Here is a 20,240-nt window from a genome sequence, read left to right as displayed (position 1 = left end):
ATAGATGTAATTTTGGCACTTTGAATTTTGCCCTTACATTTACAAAAATAGTATTAATCCCATTGCAAACAAAGATCCTCTCAGCACTACTGGTTCTAGGCTTAGGCCTTATAAGCTGTGGGTCTGTATGGTCTCAGGAACTTCCGGTTAGCAGCCTTAACACCATCCCTGCAGACACTACAGAGACTGACAGGCTACTCCCCAAAGGAACGTTGCTAAGCGAACAAAAACCCGAATCTGTACAGGACACCACTGCCAAAGACAGTATAAGAGCACCCCGGGAATCGCTTACCGATATTGTCAAATACAGTGCCACAGACTACAGTCGCTTTAACCGCAGGGAAAACAAGCTTTATTTGTACAATGAGGCAGAGGTGAATTATACCGATATCAACATAAAAGCCGGGCAAATTGTGGTAGATAATACTAGCAATACTGTTTTTGCCAAAGGAATTGTAGACTCAACGGGAGCCTATACTCAGGGACCTGTCTTTGTTCAGGGACCTAATACAGTTGAGCCGGACTCCATCAAATACAATTTTAAAACTGAAAAGGCACTTATTTACGGCTCGCGTACACAACAGCAGGAATTCTACATCAGAAATGAAGTTAGTAAGCGTGTGAATGACTCAGTGGTGTTTATGAAAAATGTGCGTTTCACAACCAGTGAAAATGAGGATGATCCCGAATATTACTTCTACGCCCGAAAGGTCAAATTTGTACCCGGAAAAAAGATTGTAACCGGTCTGGTAAACATGTTTGTCTACGATGTGCCTATTCCATTAGGTGTTCCTTTTGCGTATTTCCCAATGGAAAAGGAAACCAGCGTTTCCGGATTTATTTTGCCTTCGCCGGGAGAAAACCGGGAACGCGGTTATTTCCTTCAAAATGGAGGTTATTACTTTGCCATAAATGACTATGTAGACCTCACCTTACAGGGTGATTATTACACTAACGGAAGTTATGCGCTTCGCGGAAGCAGCTCGTATCGTAAGCGCTATAAATTTAGTGGTAACGTAAACATCCGCTTTGAGCGCTTACTCGCCAGTGAACGTGGCTTACCTGATTTTTCGGAAACCAATACCTACAACATTCAGTGGTCACACAGTCAGGATACCAAATCAAGTCCTAACAGTCGCTTTTCGGCATCGGTAAACCTGGGAAGTAGTAACTATTTCAGGCAGTCAACTAACATCGACAACGTGGCGAGTCGTCTTACCAATACCCTGAGTTCGTCTGTTTCGTATTCTAAAACCTTTCAGACCGTACCCGATGTCAATCTGGCCCTTACAGCACGGCATTCGCAAAATACCCAGACGCAGCAAATAAATATGACCCTGCCCAGTTTACAGGTTAATGTAGGGCGTATCTACCCCTTCGCGCCAAAATCGGGAACCAAAAAGGGAATATTTCAAAACATCAACTTTAACTACTCCGGTAGCGGAGAAAATCGCATACAAACTACCGACAGTTTATTCTTTACTCCACAAATGTTTCGGGATGCCGAATTGGGCGTTCGTCACAGTATTCCGATTACGACCAATTTTAAACTTTTTGACTATCTCAGTGTTTCGGCGAGCACCAACTTTCAGGAAAGCTGGGTATTTGAAACCATCAATCAACGCTATGATGTAGATGAGCAGGCTATTGTTCGCGACACGGTAGGTGGCTTTGACCGGTTTAACACGTATAATTTTAGCACCAGTATTGGTACTACTCTCTATGGTCAGTTTAACTTTGGGGATGATAAAAAAATACAGGCGATACGCCATACAGTTAAGCCTTCGGTTTCTTTCAATTACAACCCGGCTTTTGACCAGTATTACGAGACGTTTCTAGCTCCCGAGCTTGATGACCCCAACGGACCATTAACCCGTGAAGTCACCTACAGCCGTTTTCAGGGAGGTTTTTATGGTGCTCCCAGCAACTTTCAGTCAAGTGGAATCAGCTTTAACGTAAACAACACCATTGAGGCCAAAGTACGCGACAAAGACTCTACGGCTCTTGAGCCTAAAAAAATTGATCTTTTGAGCAACCTGGCGATTTCGACCAACTACAATTTTCTTGCAGACAGCTTAAAACTAAGCCCTGTTAACGTACGGGGAACCATTCCCATTATTCAGAGCAAGCTTAGCGTCAATTTCAACATGACCTTAGACCCGTATGCGCTTAATAATAATAACAGACGTATCGATAAATTGAATATTGCCAATGGAGGTAGCTTATTTAGACTTACCAATGCCAGTGCTAACTTCGGCTATTCTTTTAGCAGTAAAACTTTTGGAAAAGAAAACGACGATGTAGAGGGCGAGGATACGCAAACCGCACGTAATGGAGCCAGGCGAGATGATATATTTGGTGAAGACAGCAGACAATTACAAAATAAATTTAATGACGCCGAAGGTGCTGATGAAGACCCGCAAGAGAATCAGGAATTATACAACTATAAAATACCCTGGAATTTGCGGGTCAACTACAACGTAAATTACGGTAATACCCAAAGACAAAACAGGATTACCTCCCATGCCATCAACTTTAGTGGCGATGTGGAACTGGGCGAAAAGTGGTTTGTAGGAGCTTCTTCAGGTATTGATGTTACCACGGGTAAGTTCACCCCTACCCAATTGCGCTTTGCACGGGATCTGGAAAGTTTTAATATGACTTTTGCGTGGACACCTTTTGGCACCTTCTCATCATGGAACTTCTTTATCGGTATTAAATCAAACGTACTTAGCGACCTTAAATACGAGCAGCGTCGCACACCAGATCAACGTCTATAAGAATTTAAATCTGAAGTCAACCAACTATCTAAAATCAATAAGCAATGAAAAAAATAATCAGTACCTCCAACGCTCCGGCCCCCATAGGACCGTATAATCAAGCGATTTTTGCCGGAGACACTTTATACATTAGCGGACAAATACCCCTTGATCCTAAAAGTGGAGAACTTGTAAGCGGAGATATAGCAGAAGAGACTAAAATGGTGATGAAAAATCTGGAAGCCATTCTTACCGAAGCAGGCCTTACTTTTGAGCACGTGGTAAAAAGTTCCATATTCCTTAGTGATATGGGTAGTTTTAGCGCGGTAAACGAAGTCTACGGAAGTTATTTTAATGAAGACACTGCTCCTGCCCGGGAAACTGTTGAAGTGGCTAATCTGCCCAAATACGTGAATGTTGAAATCTCAATGATCGCTATGAAATAACAGCTATTTTTAGCGCATAAAAAAAGCCTGAAACTTTAGAGTTTCAGGCTTTTTATTATTTATAAAGTATGGTTTACTTAACCATCATATAATTTTTGTGATAGGACACAAGACCTTCAATAGGACGCTTCAATACTTTACCCATTTTCAAATCGTATTCTTTAAGCACGGCTTTCATTTCTTCCTGTAAATAGAAAGATATCGAACCTACGAAGTGAATCGGAATTTCTTTAGCGTTTTCAAACTGAAGCACCTGATGCTCTACAAATAATCTAAAGCCTTTACGAATTAACTTTTTGCAGTAGTCGTGATCTTTATTAGTAATCAAAAAACGCGCAAATTGAGCCAAATAAGTGTTTGGGTTTGGCATTTTATACAAATGATTCTTAATACTTTCGGCAGTTAGATCAAATTGCTTTGCAAACTCATAGGCCAATTCCTTTGGAATTTTGTTGAAGTGAAAATCCCGAAGCAACTGTCTTCCGAAGTAATTACCACTCCCATCATCCATAAGAATATAACCTAATGAAGTAACCTTTTGCTCTATATCCTTACCGTCATATAAACTGCAGTTAGAACCCGTTCCTATAATACATACAATACCGGGCTCTCCCTTTTTTGTAGTAGCGTAAAGTGCTGCATAGGTATCTTCTTTAATATCGATAACCTCAGCTTTATCAAAGAATTCATCAAAAACACCTTTTATGAGTTCCTTTGGCTTTTGAGTCCCACAACCTGCACCGTAAAAATGAACGTGAGTCACGTCGTGACGGTGTTTGTACAACTCGTAATTATTGATAATTCGCTCGGTGAGAATTTCAGCAGACAAAACCTGTGGATTTAAACCAAAAGTTTGTGTTTGAAACATCTCATTTCCTTCAGCATCAAGGGCAATCCAATCTGTCTTGGTAGACCCGCTATCTACTAGTAATATCATGTGGTAAGAATTTAAAAAAAACCCTTTAAGTCTATTACAGACTTAAAGGGTTGAAACTTTTATTAAAGTGAATTAACGTACTCAGCCAAATCTACCAATTTGTTTGAGTAACCAAATTCGTTGTCGTACCAGGAAACGATCTTGAAGAATTTAGAATTCAATTCAATACCTGCACCTGCATCAAAAATACTGGTACGTGGATCGCTTACGAAATCCTGAGATACTACGTCTTCTTCGGTATAACCTAAAACGCCTGCCATTTCTCCTTCAGCAGCAGCTTTAAAGGTCTTTTTAATATCCTCGTAGCTGGTTTCTTTAGATAAACGCACAGTTAAATCAACTACAGAAACGTCTACAGTAGGTACTCTAAATGCCATACCGGTAAGTTTTCCTTTCAATTCTGGAATAACTTTAGTTACTGCTACAGCAGCTCCTGTACTTGCAGGAATGATATTTACCATTGCAGAACGCCCGCCTCTCCAGTCTTTCTTAGAAGGACCATCTACGGTCATTTGAGTAGCGGTAGTAGCGTGTACGGTTGTCATCAACGCCTCTTCAATACCGTAAGCATCATTCAATACTTTAGCCAGAGGAGCAAGACAGTTAGTAGTACAAGATGCATTTGATACGATATTATCGCTTGCTTTAACATCCTTATGGTTAACACCCATTACAAACATAGGCACGTCTTTAGAAGGAGCAGAAATCACAACCTTCTTAGCACCTGCCTGAATGTGGTAGTCAGCAGTTTCCATTGAGGTAAAGATACCGGTACACTCAGCAACAACATCAGCACCTACTTCGTCCCATTTTAAGTTTTTAGGATCGCGCTCTGCAGTAATACGTACGGTTTTACCGTCAACCACAAGATTTCCATCCTTTACTTCTACTGTACCGTCAAAATTTCCGTGTACAGAATCATATTTTAATAAGTATGCAAGGTGCTCAACATCTAACAAGTCATTGATCGCCACAACATCTACGTTGTCACGCTTAACAGTTGCTCTAAATACAATACGACCTATACGGCCAAAACCATTGATACCTAATTTTAAATTTCCCATTTTTCTAGTGTTTGGATTTGTATTATGCTTATGTGGTCATAATTTCAGACACGCGCACAAGCTCTTTATTAATATGTGATTTTCCTTTGATGGCTTTTTCTATAGGATACAGAACCATTTTCTCGTGCTGTATACCCACCATATAATTGCTTTGCCCTTCCAGCAAAGACTCTACTGCTTTCACCCCCATTCGACTGGCAAGTACACGATCATAGCAACTGGGAGAACCCCCGCGCTGCATATGACCTAAAACAGCTACCCGCACATCATAACCCTCAAGGTTTTGATCTACATAGTCTTTAAGTTCAAAAACATTTTTACCGGTCTTATCACCTTCAGCAACTACAACTATACTGGAACTTTTTCCGCTTGCTTTACTTCGCAAGAGTGACTCGAGTAAACGCTCAAGACCAAGGTTTTCTTCTGGAATCAAAATCTCTTCAGCTCCGGCTCCTACGCCCGCATTGAGTGCAATATGGCCCACGTCACGTCCCATTACTTCAACAAAGAAGAGGCGGTTATGTGAACTGGCCGTATCGCGAATTTTGTCGATAGCCTCCACAACGGTGTTTAAGGCGGTATCATAGCCCAGGGTACGATCTGTACCACTGATATCATTATCAATAGTTCCCGGAATACCTATCACCGGAAAATTGAATTCCTTATTGAAATAAAGGCCACCGGTAAAGGTACCGTCACCTCCTATAAGAACAAGAGCATCAATTCCGTTTTCTCTAAGATTATCATGAGCTATTTTGCGTCCTTCTGGTGTTCTGAAGCGATCTGATCGCGCAGACTTAAGCATTGTTCCACCCCGGGTAATGATATCGCGTACGCTTCGTGCATCCATCGGGTGGAAATCACCGTCTATGAGACCTTCATAACCTCTGTAAATACCCACACAATCTACTTTGTGATAAGCACAGGTACGTACAACTGCACGAACCGCAGCATTCATCCCGGGAGAATCACCTCCCGAAGTTAAAACTCCGATTTTTTTAATTTTTTGTGTCATTTCCTGTAGAATGAAAGGTAAAAATAGCAATTTCATTGCCTTTTAATAAACCATTGGCAATGAATTTAACCGTATTCTCAATTTCAATCGTTATCGTTAATAACTATTTTTTTTTGAGGGGTGTTTTTTTGGAAATATTGATCTGAAATGAGCCTTTTTGAGAGTTTAAAAATGAAATAGCGGTCAAAATATCATATTCTCAGCCACTGATTTTGGAATAAATCAGTCTAATCCCTGATATGGAATTTCAGAATCGGGTTGAATGATCTTGATTTCTTCTTCAACTTCCCGCATCTTTCCTTTAAAGATTTTTCGGATGAGTTCTTTAAAGGTATTGAAATCTACCGAGTACGAGAGCCCGGCCCCCTGGGTATACCCTTCATTATTTCGGGCAACAAATTGAATATCGGTCTGACGGTTAAAAATACTCGCGCGCAGGGTTCCATCTTCATTGAGTAAAAAGTTTACCTCTACGTCTCCCACAACCGCCTGTTCGCTGATACCGCCCACAGGCACCCCTACTTTACCGTTAATGATGACTCTATTTGATATTTGGGTAGAAAGGGTAAAACCAAAACGCCCTGAAGTCTGCAGATCGGGACGGTTGTCTGCCTGCACATAGTCTAAGCCCACATTAAATTTCCCGTCTTCATCTGAAAGCAGGTCGTTAAATATACCCGAAGCCGTCTCAATAAGGTTACCGTAAGCCGCTGATTGTGCATCAATACCATTTTGACTAAAGAATGATCCCTGAGTGACCAAAGAAAAGGCCTGTAATTCCCTAGTAGCACGATTATCTAAACGATAGGCCAACTCAGACGTAACGATCGAACTGGTATTGGGAAACTCAAAGTCAAAGGTAATCTCAGGCTGCATCAGTTCACCATCGAGATTGATGACCACATTAACCGGAATCTTTCGGTTAATAGAAGGGTTTTCCAAAAGAATAGACGGGTTTGCCTGAGTTTTATATACCGCGCTGATATCTAGTAAAGCTTCGGTAGGATTACCGTCCCAGCTTATTTTTCCTTCCGGAAGGATATCAAACTGCTTCTGTACCACCCCGCTATACCTGAAGTTATAGGTTCCTTCATAGGGTGTAAAGTCACCAAACATATTAAACTTTCCGTTGGTGTTGATTTGTATCAGCAAATAACCTGCTCCCCTACCCTTCAAAGTGCTTCCATTGACCTCATCTACCACAATTTCAACCTCAGCATCACGGGTAACCTCCAGGTCAAAATTGAGCTCTAAACCTTTAATTTCTTCAATTACAAGCTCTTCACCCTGCATACGGCTCTCCTTTTCTTCAGGGCTTAGAAAATAAATATTACTGCTGTCTCCAAAGGATTCGGTATCACTTAAAGGAATCTTGAACACCGTACCCCGTTCTGTTGTTGCGGTTACGTCAATGACCAACTCATCTGTGGGACCTCTTAATGTGGCTTCCCCACTCATAAAGCCGGTGCCGTAATACAAAGCCAGATCGTCCGGTTCGGTATCCAAAACCAATAAACGATCGGTATCTATCGCGAGATCAAGTTCCCAGTCTCTAAAGTACTGATGGCTTATCGTACCGCTAAGCGTTCCTTTTGTATTGTATTTGGTATCGCTTAACGAAACCGAATTGAACCGAAAATTCTGATCATTCAGGGTAACCCGCGCCGTACCTGTAAAATCGTAATTGGTATTTAAATAGGGTATTGCCAGCCCCGCATTACGCAGCAGCAACTCCCCGTCTACATCAGGATTTCGGTAATCCCCGGTTACCGAAGCCCTTCCGCTGGCCAGACCTCTTATCTTAGAAATCACATCGCCTCCCAATGGGCTAAAGGCTTCCAGATTCAGTTTTCGCAGTTGCACATCGAGATCAATTGAAGGATTACTGGTACTTACATCAATAGTCCCCAGAGCCGAAAGGGATTGAATCTCGTCGTTAGTAAGAGTGGTATTGATCTTATAATTGGTAAGACTTTCATTTCCCGAAATAGAAAGGTCTAAATCTCCCATCAGAATATCATTAATCGTAAAATTGGAAATATCAATCGTACTGCTAGGCAGGTAAACCCCATCCTTCTGCAAAATATCAAGGTTTCCGTTTACCAGGCCTTTCAAATCGAGACTATCTACGTAGGGCGTGATGTGAGAAAGACGTACCTGCTCAAAATTAGTCTTGATGTCCTTATAGACTGTATCTTGTATTTGTCCGCTCAATGTGATACGCTCTTTATCGTGCGATAAAATCAATTCTTTGATATCAATATCTTTAAAGTTGTTATCAAAGACGATTTTATTCTCCTTATTATCAGCTTCGTTCAAAAACCAGTCGTTGTTTTTAAACTTAAGACTGCTGCGCTTAAAACCAACCACCGAATTGTTGTCTTCATTAATGGTATGATAAAAGCTCAAATCAAAGGCATCCTGCTTCTGAGGTCCTCCTTTAAATTCAGACCGAATGAACAGCGTATCTTTAAGCGTAACGTTGATCAGATTAAAATCACTAATCCCATACATACCGCTACCTATACTATCTGCTTCGATGAAGGTATTAAAAAGCGGGTTTTTATTATCTACCCGCACATTAACCGATTCAGCCAGAATACCGAAAGCTTTAATTTTTGGAGATCGAAAGGTTAACTTAAATTCTGAATCGTCTGAAACCACGCTTCCCCGTACAAAGGTGTCGGGTTCCAGTTCAATTTCGGGCACCAGGATTTCCACAATCTTACTGTAGATTTTAATGTCAAAATCCATAAACTGTGCGGTTGTAATTTTAGTAGGCTCATAATTGGTATACAGGCTTCCAATGGCATTTCTAAATAAGGCTTTCACATCACCTATTTTAAACTGACCTGAAATCTGTCCCGAAATAATATCCGGCGAATTGATGGTAATGGTACGTATGCCCCGTCTAAAACCTGAGGTAATCAAAAAGTCCTGAAACTCGTACAGGTCATTTCCATTTTCAAAACTGGCATCGGTAAATAAAATGGTACCGCCGGTATCGTCAATGTTTGTTCCGCGCATATCCATCGCCACATTACCTTTCAAAACTGCTGAAGAATCTTTGAGGAAATTAAGTTTCCCCAGATCTACCCGGGTAATATCTGCGGTAAAATCATAGGTATGTATTTCTTCGGAAACGTCGATGAGGCCATCAAAAGTAAACTGCGCATTGGGATCATCTACCGTGAGTTTTCCGTCAAAAACGGGGTTTCTCAGGTTTCCGGAAACCATAATTCCCTGATAGGTATAGCCTTTATAACGCAACCTACTTATAATTCCTTCTATACTGGTATCAAGCGTTTCTGCCTCCAGACCTTTACCGTCTACAGTTACGTTAAAGCTGGCGGTTTCTAACTGCGGATCTTTAAACAAGCGCCCCAGATTGAAGCGTTCTCCCCGCAACGACCCACTGTAGGTAGCCTGCCCTATATTTTTGAAGTTTCTAAAATCGATATCGGTTTGCAAAAAACCTAAATCGGTTTGTACATCGGCATTGGCGTAGACTGTATTTTCAGTTACGGTAAGTTTGCCCTGTAAGTCGGCAATACCCAGACGCACCAGTTCTGGCGGAAGGCTGTTTCCCAAAACATTAGGAAGCAACCGGGTGAGATCAAGGTAAGAAGTTTGAAGCGTGCGGTAATCGCCATCTATGCGAAAGGTATTTCCATCTGAAAGCAAGCGTTCAAAACGTACATTTCCTAATATACGGCTGCTTTCCAAACCGTTTAAATTTAAATTTTGAACCCTGAAGTCATTAAGCGTTCCGGTCAATTTCCCCGAAAGGTCAATGCGGTACCCGGTTCCAAATTCCGAATAAAAAGCCTTTAAATCTGTTGTGGAGATTTCGCTTTGCTTAAAATCTGCGGTGATCTGCACCAGGTTATTGAAATCTGAAAATGCCTCGTTGCGTGTATCGAGCTTCAGATCTCCCCGAATCACTGAATTTTCGGTTTTGAGCGTCATCTCCTTCAAAACAATCTCGTCAGGATTGTATTTAAAATCAGCCTCAAGAGCCCGTATGTGATAATCACGGGCAGCATCCAGACTCAGTTCTTCAATTTGAGCGGTAACCTCTACATCATTGAGTTTAAAATCACTTGCGACTAAATTTAAATTTGAGAAATCAACCAGGCTGGGATCGTCGCGGTTTTCATCAGTAAAGCGGAATTTCATATTCTCTAGCTCAACCTCAGAAGAAGCTAATTTGAATGGAGTTCCTGAAGGATTACCGGTGTTGAATTTCTGCGAAAAAATATAGAGGTTGTCGTTTTCTTCCCCTTTGTATTTCCGCACATTCATCGTTCCGTTAGAGATGGTAACGTCGCCCAGATTGAGGCGGTTATTAAGCAACTGCTGAATGCTCAGAATACTGGTTTCTACCGTTTCAGCAAAAATAAGCGTGTCTTCGTGGTGATCTGCAATATAGACTTCATAAAGCAGCGCATTACCATTGTATTTGATGCGCACCCGCTCTACCGAAATATCAGTACCGTACTTTTCATTAAGCGAAGTAGTAACCTTACGGGCCACTGAAGTCTGCACGGCGGGAATCGAGAAAATAATTAGAAACAAAGCAAATGAGCCTATTGCGATAAACAGGACACGTCTCAGTATTTTTCTAAATTTTCTGATATGCTATTAAGTTTTAACTTTGCCAATCCCGGCAAAATACAAATTTAGTTTACCATTTGTGGCCAGGCTTTTGAGCAGCTGATCAAAGTCTATGACTAAAAGCCTAATTTTGGGTAAAAGTACATGAACAATCCCTATGCCTAACGCAGATTCTACAAAAAATAAAACCTACATTCTCGCTATAGAATCGTCTTGCGATGATACCGCTGCAGCTGTACTCGACAACGACAAAACCCTTTCAAATGTTGTGGCGCGTCAAGCTGTACATGAAGAATATGGAGGTGTGGTGCCTGAGCTGGCCTCGCGTGCACATCAGCAAAATATTGTGCCGGTGGTGCATCAGGCTCTTAAAAAAGCCGGAATTACCAAAGAAGACCTCAGCGCCGTCGCATTTACCAGCGGTCCCGGCCTTATGGGCTCGCTTCTCGTGGGTACTTCATTTGCCAAGTCCCTGGCGATGGGTCTCGACATTCCGCTGATAGATGTAAACCATATGCAGGCGCACATCCTCGCACATTTTATAGACGAGGAAGGTTATGATAAGCCTCAATTTCCTTTTTTGGCTCTGACTATTTCAGGGGGGCACACACAGGTTGTTCGGGTAGACTCCTATTTTGATATGACTATTTTAGGCCAAACTTTGGATGATGCCGTAGGTGAAGCCTTTGATAAAAGCGCTAAAATACTGGGACTGCCCTACCCCGGCGGACCGCTTATTGATAAGTATGCGCAAAGCGGAAATCCGAAAGCTTTCAAGTTTACCAAACCCAAGGTTGACGGACTCGACTTCAGCTTTAGCGGACTTAAAACTGCGATTTTGTATTTCTACCAAAAAGAAGTGGCCGCAGATCCTGATTTTGTTGAAAAGCACCGGGACGATATCTGTGCTTCCATTCAATACACCATTATCAATATTTTGATGGATAAAATCAAGAAGGCCGTAAAACAAACCGGAATCAGACAGGTGGCCATTGGAGGCGGTGTTTCGGCAAATAGCGGAATTCGGAAAGCCTTAAAAGATGCTGAAGCTAAATACGGCTGGAAAACCTTTGTCCCCAAATTTGAATATACAACAGATAATGCGGCGATGATAGGGATCGTGGGCTATTTAAAATATAAAGACGAAAACTTACAGGGCTCCGGTTATATAGAAACCCACGCCAAGGCGCAATCCCGACTTAAATTCTAACTATGCAGCTTTTTTACAATCCGGATATTGCCGCAAATGCCAAAGAAGCCAGGTTCCCGAAAGATGAAAGCAAGCATATTGTAAAAGTGCTGCGGAAACGGGAAGGAGATATTCTCGACATCACAAACGGAAGTGGTAATTTTTTCAAAGCCGAAATCACGCAGGCGAGTCCGTCAAATTGTACTGTAAAAATCCTTGAAGTCACTACCGAAAAAGCCTTTGACTATCATTTGCATCTGGCCGTTGCACCCACCAAACTCAACGACCGCTACGAGTGGTTTCTGGAAAAAGCCACTGAAATAGGCGTTTCTGAAATCACACCCATCATCTGCGATCACAGCGAACGCAAGGTGGTAAAAGAAGATCGGTACGAGCGTATTCTGCAAAGTGCGATGAAACAATCGCTCAAAGCGTATCTGCCCAAACTGAATGAAGCGGTTTCCTTTTCCGAATTTATAGAGACACAGGCTGCAACCAAAACAGACCGGTTTATCGCGCATTGTGAAGAAACCAACCGCTTTTCGCTCAAACAAAAACTAAAACCCAAAACTGATGTTCTTATCCTGATAGGACCTGAAGGGGATTTTTCACCGGCTGAGATTGAACAGGCCCTGAAAGCGGGCTTTGTGCCGGTGATGCTGGGCGAACAACGTTTACGTACCGAAACTGCTGCAGTTGTCGCCACGCACAGTGTGGCTTTCGTTAATGAATAGGAATTTAAAATTTGAGGCTCAAGGTTCCATTGTTTTGAACTTTGAATCTTAAATTTTGAATTGTAGAACTAGTTCATCACGTGCACCAGCAATTCCTTAAGCAAATCACCCTGTGGCACGTTGTAAGCGCCCACACCTTTACTTTTCACATCTGCCGTACGAAGTAAATTGATGACGTGACTCACTTTTTTCATGGGGTAATTGCGCGCTGCATCGGTATACTGACTCACAAAATAGGGATTTACCTTTAAAGCCTTGGCTACCGAAGCTTTGTCCTTACTTGGCAAACCGTGGTAAATCAACAGGTTTTGAAAAAAACTGAACAACAATGCAATGGTAACTACCATCGGGTTGTCTTTCGGGTTTTGAGCAAAATAATTGATGATGCGATGCGCTTTAACCACATCTTTATCACCTATTGCACGTTGCAACTCGAAGTTATTAAAGTCCTTACTGATCCCAATATTCTGCTCCACCGCCAGTGGGGTGATCGTACTTCCTTTTTCCATAATCAGCTTCAGTTTCTCCAGCTCATTATTGATTTTGGAAAGATCTGTTCCTAAAAACTCTACCAGCATATGCGCTGCTTTGGGCTCTACGGTATAGCCCTTGCTTTGCATCACCCGGCGAATCCAGTCGCCTACCTGATTTTCATACAGGCGTTTACTTTCAAAAATAATCCCGTTTTTGGCGATGTTCTTATAAACCCGCTTACGTTTGTCGAGCTTCTTGTATTTGTAGCAAAAAACCAAAATGGTAGAAGGTTGCGGGTTTTCGGCGTAAGCTTCCAGCTTATTTTTTTTATCGTCAGATTGCGCCAGGATTTCGCGGGACATATCCTGAGCTTCTTTAACAATCACAACCTGATGCTCAGCCATCATTGGGAAACGTTTAGCCTGCGAAATCACATCATCAAGACTTACATCGCGGCCGTAAAGCACCATTTGATTGAAGCCACGCTCCTCTTCCGTCAAAATTGAAGAGGCTATAAAATCTGAAAGTTGATCTATGTAATACGGCTCATCCCCCATCAAAAAATAGATGGGTTTGTAGTTTTTATTCCTGATGTCTTTTACAATTCGGGTAACTTCTTCCACAGGTTTGATTTTTACTGCCACAACTGTAAGAAGTTGCCGGGCAGACTGCTATTGGAGCTTGGTATACTTGATAGGGATAATTACCTTTACCGGGATGCAGCAACTCAACTTCCCACCGTATACCTTCAGGCTCAAAAGTAGCGAAAATAAACCGCTTATATTTGACCCCATCCGTAAAAAGTTCGTCGTTTTGACCCCTGAAGAATGGGTACGTCAGCATACGGTAAAGCATCTTCAGGAAGTCTATAAGTATCCGTTGAGCTTGATCAATGTTGAAAAAGAACTTAAGGTAAACGGCCTGTCAAAACGCTATGATGTGGTGGTTTTTGAATCGGATGGAAGTATCAGGCTTATTGTAGAATGCAAGGCACCTAAAGTCAACATTACCCAGGTCACCTTTGACCAGATCGCGCGGTATAACCTTACCCTTCAGGCTTCCTTTTTAATGGTCACAAACGGACTCAACCATTATTTTTGCCAAATGGATTATGAGCAGAAAAAATATAATTTTTTACGGGATATTCCGGTTTACAGCCCTTAATTTGCCCTTGTGAAAATCGCGATTGTCATACTCAACTGGAACGGCAGGCATCTGCTTGAAAAATTCCTGCCTGTAGTGCTTGAGCACAGTGCTGAGCAGGCTGCGGTGTATGTTGCAGATAATGCTTCTACTGATGATTCTGTTGCTTTTTTGGGCGAAAACTTTCCACAGGTAAAAATCATACGCAACAGCACAAACGGCGGTTACGCCAAAGGCTACAACGAAGCCCTGCAACATGTGAGCGAAGAGCTTTTTGTTTTGATGAACAGTGATATTGCCACCTCTCCCGGCTGGCTAAATCCCATCATCGAAGCATTTAAAGCCGACGCCAGTCTAGGTGCTGCACAACCCAAAATTCTAGACCTCAAACGCCCGGATTATTTTGAATATGCAGGTGCCGGGGGTGGCTTCATAGACTCTTTTGGATATCCGTTTTGCAGGGGACGGCTTTTTGAAACTCTGGAAAAAGATGAGGGGCAGTATGATGATAGTTTGCCAGTTTTTTGGGCCAGCGGAGCTTGTCTCGTTATTCGCAAAAAAGCGTTTTACGATGCAAACGGGCTGGACGAAACCTTTTTTGCACATCAGGAGGAGATTGATTTGTGCTGGCGCGTTCGGGCATTGGGTTATGCTGTTTACCATATTGGGAGCAGCAGTGTTTACCACTTAGGCGGTGCAACCCTTGAGCAAATGAATCCGCAAAAGACCTATCTCAATTTCAGAAACGGTTTGATGCTCCTGCTCAAAAATGTTCCTGGACTTCAGGTTTACGCGATTTTATTTTTCAGAATGTGTCTGGATGGGATTGCAGCTCTTAAATTTTTGGCCGAAGGTAAACCCAAACACAGTTTTGCTATACTTCGTGCACATTTCAGCTTTTATAAAAAAATACCGCAAACCTTAGGCTTGCGCCGAAATACGCCTAAGTTAAAGGCGTATTCTACTACATTTTCAATTGTTTGGAAGTATTTTGTACTTGGAAAAAAGTATTACACCGATATCTTTCCGAATAACTAAAAGTATTGTTAAGAATCTGCCATTGCGCAGCTTTTTTGATATTTTTGCGAGTACTGAATTCTAAAAATTAACAACAATAATTATGAGAAAATTAATGATAGTATCTGCCTCTGCGCTGGTACTGCTTAGTTCTTGTGTATCTCAAAAAAAATACGCTGCTTTAGAAGCAAAACAGCGTGAGACGCAAGACATGTTGAATACAGCAACCGTAAAATTAAACGCGTGTCTGGCTACAGAAGAAAGCCTTCGCGATCAGATTGCTGATTTACGTAAAACCAATACCGATCTTATCAATACGCAGGGTAACCTGACTACACTATCTGCAAAAGGTGCAGAAAACCTGGAGAAATCTTTGGAGCAAATGAAAGAAAAAGATCTTCAGATCAAAGCTTTCCGCGATGCGCTTAACCGCAAAGATTCGGTAACTCTTGCTTTAGTTACCAGTTTAAAAGGTGCAATAGGCAATATGAACGACGAAGACATCGAGATCAATGTTGAGAAAGGTGTGGTTTATGTTTCTATTTCAGATAAATTACTTTTCAACAGTGGTCGTTGGGATGTAACCAGCCGTGCTAAAGAAGTTTTAGGCAAAGTTGCTACTGTTGTAAAGAACAAGCCTGAAATCGAATTTATGGTTGAAGGTCATACTGACAGCAAACCAATCAGCACTTCAGTAATTGAAGACAACTGGGATCTTAGTGTGAAACGTGCAACTTCAGTAGTACGTATTCTTCAGGAAGAATTTGGTGTACCGCCAGAGCGTATGGTTGCAGCAGGTAGAAGTTACTATGTACCTCTAGCCAGCAACGATACTGCAGAAGGTCGTGCCCGTAACCGTAGAACCCGTATTGTGGTACTACCTAAGCTAGATCAGTTCTACAAAATGATTGAAGATGGAATGCCTAAAAACTAGGTAAGCTTTCAATCTTTGAAAATAAAGAAACCCGGCCTTTGGACCGGGTTTTTTCTTTCTATATAGTTCTGAATTAATTATTCAGAAAGTCAATGAGAATTTTATTTACTTCTTCGGTGTGCGTAAAAACCAAACCGTGTGGTGCGCCTTTAATGACTTCATAGCGGCTGTCTTTAACTATGGAAGCAGCTTGCTCACCGGAAGGTTTAATTGGCACTACCTGGTCTGCATCTCCGTGAATAATCAAGGTAGGGATGTCAAATTTCTCGAGATCCGCTCTAAAATCTGAAGAGCCAAATGAAGTGATACAATCTAAAGTACCCTTTGGGGAAGCACCTGCAGCAATTGACCAATTAAAGTGAACCTGCGCCTCACTGATTTTGTCCTTGTTATCGTCGTAATTGACAAAATTGTTTCCAAAATCTTTTAGAAAGCCTAGCCTGTCTTTGCGGACTGCAGCTTTAAATTCGTCAAAAGTTTCTTGCGGAACACCGTCAGGATTGTCATCGGTCTTGAGCAAAAATGCAGCGACTGAAGAAATCAAAGCAGCTCTTTTCAGCTTTGAGGTACCATAATTCCCAATGTATCGCGATACTTCACCGCCTCCCATCGAAAACCCTACAATCGTAACATTTTTAAGATCAAGCCCCGTAATCACATCGTTTAGATCTTTAGCCAGGGTGTCATAATCATAGCCGCTCCAGGGTTTATCAGAACGTCCAAAACCACGCCGATCATAAGCAATCACGCGATGACCGGCTTCTACCAGTACCTGTGTTTGATATTCCCACATTTGTGCACTTAATGGCCAGCCGTGAATGAGAATCACCGGATCGCCGGTACCATAATCCTCGTAATACAGTTTAATGTTTTCTCTATTTTCAATAGAACTTGTTTTAAAATAACTCATAGTATTTTTTTTGTTCCCGGAAACGGGAGTTGATTTTTCCAGAATAGGCTTATAGTCTTAAGGAGAACAGAATTTATAATGCTTTTCTGGATTGTACATAAATTACGAAGCCCCGGATAAAATTCTTTACCCGGGGCTTCTGTTTAATACGACTTTAACCGTATTTCTGTATTTTTTCTAAATAGTAAGCTCTCCTTTTCCTTCCCGTATCAGGACAGCTTCTCCACTGGTAAGATCTATCACGGTTGATGGAATATTCCCTCCATAGCCGCCATCTACGACAGCATCAACCAGCTTCTCCCATTTTTCTAAAATCAGCTCGGGGTCTGTGGTATATTCAATCACCTCATCTTCATCACGTATAGAAGTCGAAATAATGGGATTTCCCAACTCCTTAACGATCGCGCGGGCAATGGCGTTATCGGGCACGCGTATACCAACCGTTTTTTTCTTCTTGAATACGGTTGGCAAATTATTATTGCCCGGCAAAATAAAGGTATAAGGACCCGGAAGCGCTCGCTTCAGCAATTTGAATGTAGGCGTATCGATCTGTCTGACATAATCGGAAAGGTTGCTTAAATCTTCACATATAAATGAAAAATTAGCTTTATCTAATTTTACCCCCCGCAACTGTGCAACACGCTCCAAAGCGCGATTACTGGTAATATCGCATCCCAAACCATAAACAGTATCTGTGGGGTAGATAATCACTCCGTCATTTTTGAGAATCTTGACGATACGTTTGATCTCCCGCTCGCTGGGATTATCTTCGTAAACTTTTATAAATTCCGCCATAGTTTTAGGCTTTTTGAACTTCGCTTTCCAGTTTTAAAACTTTAGCACCATCTTCCTGTTCGATATAAAGGGCTTTGTTCCCTTCTTCTCCTTTACGGGTGATTTCAGAACCATCAATGGTTTTAGTTACTTCTTTAGAATAGGTTTTTTTTACGGTACCTGTTGCCGTACCATTACCCCATTTCCATTTTACTTCGCTTCCTTCTCGTATCATGTTTTTCTTTTAAAAATAAATGACTTCAGTAAAACGAGCCCCCTCCCTAACAGAAGATTAACGTTGCTTATTGGCAGAACTTAACTTGCCCAATGTCTGTATTTATGAAGCAATTGTGCAATGTGAGCTTCCCAGGCCCGTTCCTTTTGACGGTCAACCGAATGATTTGTTTGACGGTCAAAATCTACCTGCATCGCCTTACGTGCCTTTTCTACCTTTTGATAAATAGCCTGAATTTCGGCTTTTGAATTGCGGGTAAATCTGTATTCAGCGATGGTTTTACGCAGTATGCGTGCATGAAGTTCCGAAATGTCGAAATGGGTTTGCTCGTGCGCCAGAGTTGTCTCATTGATCAACTTTGGGACGTACCAGGAAAGATTTGGGTAGAAATTCGCATAAACCCGAGACGCTTTTTTAATTAAATAACCCCGAGAGTCTATCGCATACGTATGACTGATTCCTGTATTGGCCGTAGCTGCATAGGTAGAGCTTCGGTCTGGCATTCCTCTAAAATCAGACCAACTCAATCTTTTGTTGGGTTCCCAACTAAAGCATACGTTTTTGTTAGGAATACGAAAAACATAGTCGTCTTTCGACCCGGTCTCAAGTTCAGTCTTACGATCCGGGCTGTTTACAGCAAAACCCTTTTCACCTAAAGGCGAAAGTCCCAGAAAAAATGAAAAGATCGTCGTATGCAGTAAGCGTATCATGTTTTTTGCTTTTTCTTTTTAGCAGCCGGAAACAAAATATTATTTAAAATAAGTCGGTAACCCGGACTTGTAGGATGTAGTCTCAATTCGGTTTTAGGGTCACCTACCCGATGCTGATAATCTTCAGGATCGTGGCCTCCGTAAAACGTGAAGAAGCCTTTTCCCTTCACCCCGTGGATGTAACGCGCTTCACCATTAGCCTTGTTTTCACCCATAACCAAAACCTGGGGTTTGATTTGCTCTGCGTTGTAGGCCGTGGTTTGTCCCATAAAACCTTTGACTAAAGCAGTGTGGTTTTGGCACAACATCGTGGGTACAGGATCCCATTTCGCAGAAAAACTTTTCAAACTGAAATAATCGGTATCGGCGTTTACCCTGCGATAGGGCGTAGTGTCGATACTCGAAAATTCATAGCGCGCCGGATTTTTTTCAAGTATAAAGTCCTGAAAGGCAAACGTTCGCTCAAAGCTGATTCTGCTCTGATAGTTAGGGTCTGAAGCATCGCCGTCAAACATAGGTTCACAAATATCTACACCTTCCGCAGAAAGCGCGATATCAAAACTGTCTGTAGCGCTACACATCGCAAACATAAAACCGCCACCTATGACGTAATCACTTATTTTATTGGCAACAGCCAGTTTTTCCTGAGAAACTTTGTCATAACCCAAATCTGCCGCTAATGCCTCTGCATCCTGTTTGTCTTTAATGTACCAGGGAGCCGCGCGATACGAGCCGTAAAATTTACCGTACTGCCCCGTAAAGTCCTCGTGGTGTAAATGCAACCAGTCGTAAAGTACCAGTTCGTCTGCAAGCACTTCACGATCGTAGATTTTGGTGTATGGAATTTCGGCATATTCTAAAACCATGGTAACCGCGTCATCCCAGGGCGCTGTTCCATCGGGGGTATAAACCGCAACTTTAGGAGCTTTCTCGAGCACTACGGCTTCCATATTTTGAGACGGACTTTCTATTTCTGCCAAAATACTTTCGGCTTTAGCATCACTAATCACTTCAAAAGAAACCCCGCGAATCTTGCATTCTTTCTGTAATTCTTCGGTATCCGGAAGCAGAAAAGATCCGCCGCGATAATTGAGCAACCATTTTACTTTTTGCTGTTTGGCCAGCGTCCAGTAGGTGATTCCGTAGGCTTTGAGATGTTCCTTTTGGCTATCGGCATCCATAGGGATCAAAACGTAAGAGGCCATTGCCGGTATTGTAAAAGCAAACAATAAAACCCCGATAAGGAGGGCTCTTAGTCGTGCCTGACTTGAAGTATTTGAGT

17 protein-coding genes are annotated in these 20,240 nt (G+C 42.0%); 7 read left to right on the top strand and 10 right to left on the bottom strand.

Annotated features, from left to right (window positions below; genetic code table 11):
* Nucleotides 1-62: 62 nt before the first annotated feature.
* Together CJ305_RS10440 and CJ305_RS10435 are read left to right on the top strand one after the other, a co-directional pair.
* Nucleotides 63-2,780 (top strand): putative LPS assembly protein LptD, encoded by a 2,718-nt coding sequence (locus CJ305_RS10440; protein ID WP_223248854.1) that lies wholly within the window; start codon nt 63-65, stop codon nt 2,778-2,780.
* Nucleotides 2,781-2,824: 44 nt separating this feature from the next.
* A complete protein-coding gene (locus CJ305_RS10435; protein WP_099646197.1) occupies nt 2,825-3,205 on the top strand; it encodes a RidA family protein in 381 nt (126 codons plus the stop codon).
* Nucleotides 3,206-3,278: 73 nt separating this feature from the next.
* Here CJ305_RS10435 and CJ305_RS10430 read toward each other — a convergent pair whose 3' ends face one another.
* The 4 genes from CJ305_RS10430 to CJ305_RS10415 all read right to left on the bottom strand — a co-directional run bounded on the left by CJ305_RS10430 (nt 3,279) and on the right by CJ305_RS10415 (nt 10,799).
* Entirely contained in the window at nt 3,279-4,142 is an 864-nt protein-coding gene (locus CJ305_RS10430; protein WP_099646196.1) for an N-acetylglucosamine kinase, read from the bottom strand.
* A 62-nt stretch (nt 4,143-4,204) separates the two neighbouring features.
* Nucleotides 4,205-5,206: a type I glyceraldehyde-3-phosphate dehydrogenase gene (gene gap, locus CJ305_RS10425; RefSeq protein ID WP_099646195.1), complete on the bottom strand. Its 1,002-nt coding sequence runs from the start codon at nt 5,204-5,206 to the stop codon at nt 4,205-4,207.
* A gap of 28 nt (nt 5,207-5,234) precedes the next feature.
* A complete protein-coding gene (pfkA, locus tag CJ305_RS10420) occupies nt 5,235-6,221 on the bottom strand; it encodes a 6-phosphofructokinase (RefSeq protein ID WP_099646270.1) in 987 nt (328 codons plus the stop codon).
* 222 nt (nt 6,222-6,443) lie between these two features.
* Nucleotides 6,444-10,799, bottom strand: a complete 4,356-nt coding sequence (locus CJ305_RS10415) for a translocation/assembly module TamB domain-containing protein (RefSeq protein WP_099646194.1) — start codon at nt 10,797-10,799, stop codon at nt 6,444-6,446.
* 196 nt (nt 10,800-10,995) lie between these two features.
* Between CJ305_RS10415 and tsaD the strand changes: the two genes are divergently transcribed.
* Together tsaD and CJ305_RS10405 are read left to right on the top strand one after the other, a co-directional pair.
* Nucleotides 10,996-12,048 carry a tRNA (adenosine(37)-N6)-threonylcarbamoyltransferase complex transferase subunit TsaD gene (gene tsaD, locus CJ305_RS10410; RefSeq protein WP_099646193.1) on the top strand — a complete coding sequence of 351 codons (1,053 nt, stop codon included), beginning with the start codon at nt 10,996-10,998 and terminating at the stop codon, nt 12,046-12,048.
* Nucleotides 12,049-12,050: 2 nt separating this feature from the next.
* A complete protein-coding gene (locus CJ305_RS10405) occupies nt 12,051-12,761 on the top strand; it encodes a 16S rRNA (uracil(1498)-N(3))-methyltransferase (protein WP_099646192.1) in 711 nt (236 codons plus the stop codon).
* A 68-nt stretch (nt 12,762-12,829) separates the two neighbouring features.
* On the opposite strand, the gene holA is transcribed toward CJ305_RS10405, so the two are convergent.
* A complete protein-coding gene (gene holA / locus CJ305_RS10400; RefSeq protein WP_099646191.1) occupies nt 12,830-13,858 on the bottom strand; it encodes a DNA polymerase III subunit delta in 1,029 nt (342 codons plus the stop codon).
* A gap of 94 nt (nt 13,859-13,952) precedes the next feature.
* Here holA and CJ305_RS10395 point away from each other — a divergent pair, with 94 nt between their 5' ends.
* From CJ305_RS10395 to CJ305_RS10385, 3 genes are all read left to right on the top strand, one after another.
* Complete coding sequence (locus CJ305_RS10395; protein WP_099646269.1) at nt 13,953-14,399, top strand: type I restriction enzyme HsdR N-terminal domain-containing protein; 447 nt, start codon at nt 13,953-13,955, stop codon at nt 14,397-14,399.
* A gap of 9 nt (nt 14,400-14,408) precedes the next feature.
* Nucleotides 14,409-15,416, top strand: coding sequence for a glycosyltransferase family 2 protein (locus CJ305_RS10390; protein ID WP_099646190.1), 1,008 nt, complete (start codon nt 14,409-14,411; stop codon nt 15,414-15,416).
* Nucleotides 15,417-15,498: 82 nt separating this feature from the next.
* Entirely contained in the window at nt 15,499-16,329 is an 831-nt protein-coding gene (locus CJ305_RS10385) for an OmpA family protein (protein WP_099646189.1), read from the top strand.
* Between the two features lie 73 nt (nt 16,330-16,402).
* On the opposite strand, the gene CJ305_RS10380 is transcribed toward CJ305_RS10385, so the two are convergent.
* The 5 genes from CJ305_RS10380 to CJ305_RS10360 form a co-directional block, all read right to left on the bottom strand.
* A complete protein-coding gene (locus CJ305_RS10380; protein ID WP_099646188.1) occupies nt 16,403-17,239 on the bottom strand; it encodes an alpha/beta fold hydrolase in 837 nt (278 codons plus the stop codon).
* A gap of 177 nt (nt 17,240-17,416) precedes the next feature.
* Nucleotides 17,417-18,034, bottom strand: a complete 618-nt coding sequence (locus tag CJ305_RS10375) for an L-threonylcarbamoyladenylate synthase (protein WP_099646187.1) — start codon at nt 18,032-18,034, stop codon at nt 17,417-17,419.
* Between the two features lie 4 nt (nt 18,035-18,038).
* Nucleotides 18,039-18,248 (bottom strand): hypervirulence associated TUDOR domain-containing protein, encoded by a 210-nt coding sequence (locus CJ305_RS10370; RefSeq protein WP_099646186.1) that lies wholly within the window; start codon nt 18,246-18,248, stop codon nt 18,039-18,041.
* Between the two features lie 80 nt (nt 18,249-18,328).
* A complete protein-coding gene (locus CJ305_RS10365) occupies nt 18,329-18,958 on the bottom strand; it encodes a DUF922 domain-containing protein (RefSeq protein WP_099646185.1) in 630 nt (209 codons plus the stop codon).
* Nucleotides 18,955-20,163, bottom strand: coding sequence for an asparagine synthetase B (locus tag CJ305_RS10360; protein WP_223248861.1), 1,209 nt, complete (start codon nt 20,161-20,163; stop codon nt 18,955-18,957). Before CJ305_RS10360 ends, CJ305_RS10365 begins: the two co-directional genes overlap by 4 nt.
* Nucleotides 20,164-20,240 lie beyond the last annotated feature (77 nt).

This window comes from Leeuwenhoekiella nanhaiensis, assembly GCF_002744755.1.
Classification (GTDB): domain Bacteria; phylum Bacteroidota; class Bacteroidia; order Flavobacteriales; family Flavobacteriaceae; genus Leeuwenhoekiella; species Leeuwenhoekiella nanhaiensis.
This window is presented reverse-complemented; position numbering and strand designations above follow the sequence as displayed.

Bases quoted from the DNA above. Each gene is read 5' to 3' on its own strand.
- CJ305_RS10435 (WP_099646197.1), top strand. From the start codon at position 2,825: ATGAAAAAAATAATCAGTACCTCCAACGCTCCGGCCCCCATAGGACCG.
- CJ305_RS10430 (WP_099646196.1), bottom strand. From the start codon at position 4,142: ATGATATTACTAGTAGATAGCGGGTCTACCAAGACAGATTGGATTGCC.
- gap (WP_099646195.1), bottom strand. From the start codon at position 5,206: ATGGGAAATTTAAAATTAGGTATCAATGGTTTTGGCCGTATAGGTCGT.
- pfkA (WP_099646270.1), bottom strand. From the start codon at position 6,221: ATGACACAAAAAATTAAAAAAATCGGAGTTTTAACTTCGGGAGGTGAT.
- tsaD (WP_099646193.1), top strand. From the start codon at position 10,996: ATGCCTAACGCAGATTCTACAAAAAATAAAACCTACATTCTCGCTATA.
- CJ305_RS10405 (WP_099646192.1), top strand. From the start codon at position 12,051: ATGCAGCTTTTTTACAATCCGGATATTGCCGCAAATGCCAAAGAAGCC.
- CJ305_RS10395 (WP_099646269.1), top strand. From the start codon at position 13,953: ATGCAGCAACTCAACTTCCCACCGTATACCTTCAGGCTCAAAAGTAGC.
- CJ305_RS10385 (WP_099646189.1), top strand. From the start codon at position 15,499: ATGAGAAAATTAATGATAGTATCTGCCTCTGCGCTGGTACTGCTTAGT.
- CJ305_RS10380 (WP_099646188.1), bottom strand. From the start codon at position 17,239: ATGAGTTATTTTAAAACAAGTTCTATTGAAAATAGAGAAAACATTAAA.
- CJ305_RS10375 (WP_099646187.1), bottom strand. From the start codon at position 18,034: ATGGCGGAATTTATAAAAGTTTACGAAGATAATCCCAGCGAGCGGGAG.
- CJ305_RS10370 (WP_099646186.1), bottom strand. From the start codon at position 18,248: ATGATACGAGAAGGAAGCGAAGTAAAATGGAAATGGGGTAATGGTACG.
- CJ305_RS10365 (WP_099646185.1), bottom strand. From the start codon at position 18,958: ATGATACGCTTACTGCATACGACGATCTTTTCATTTTTTCTGGGACTT.
- CJ305_RS10360 (WP_223248861.1), bottom strand. From the start codon at position 20,163: ATGGCCTCTTACGTTTTGATCCCTATGGATGCCGATAGCCAAAAGGAA.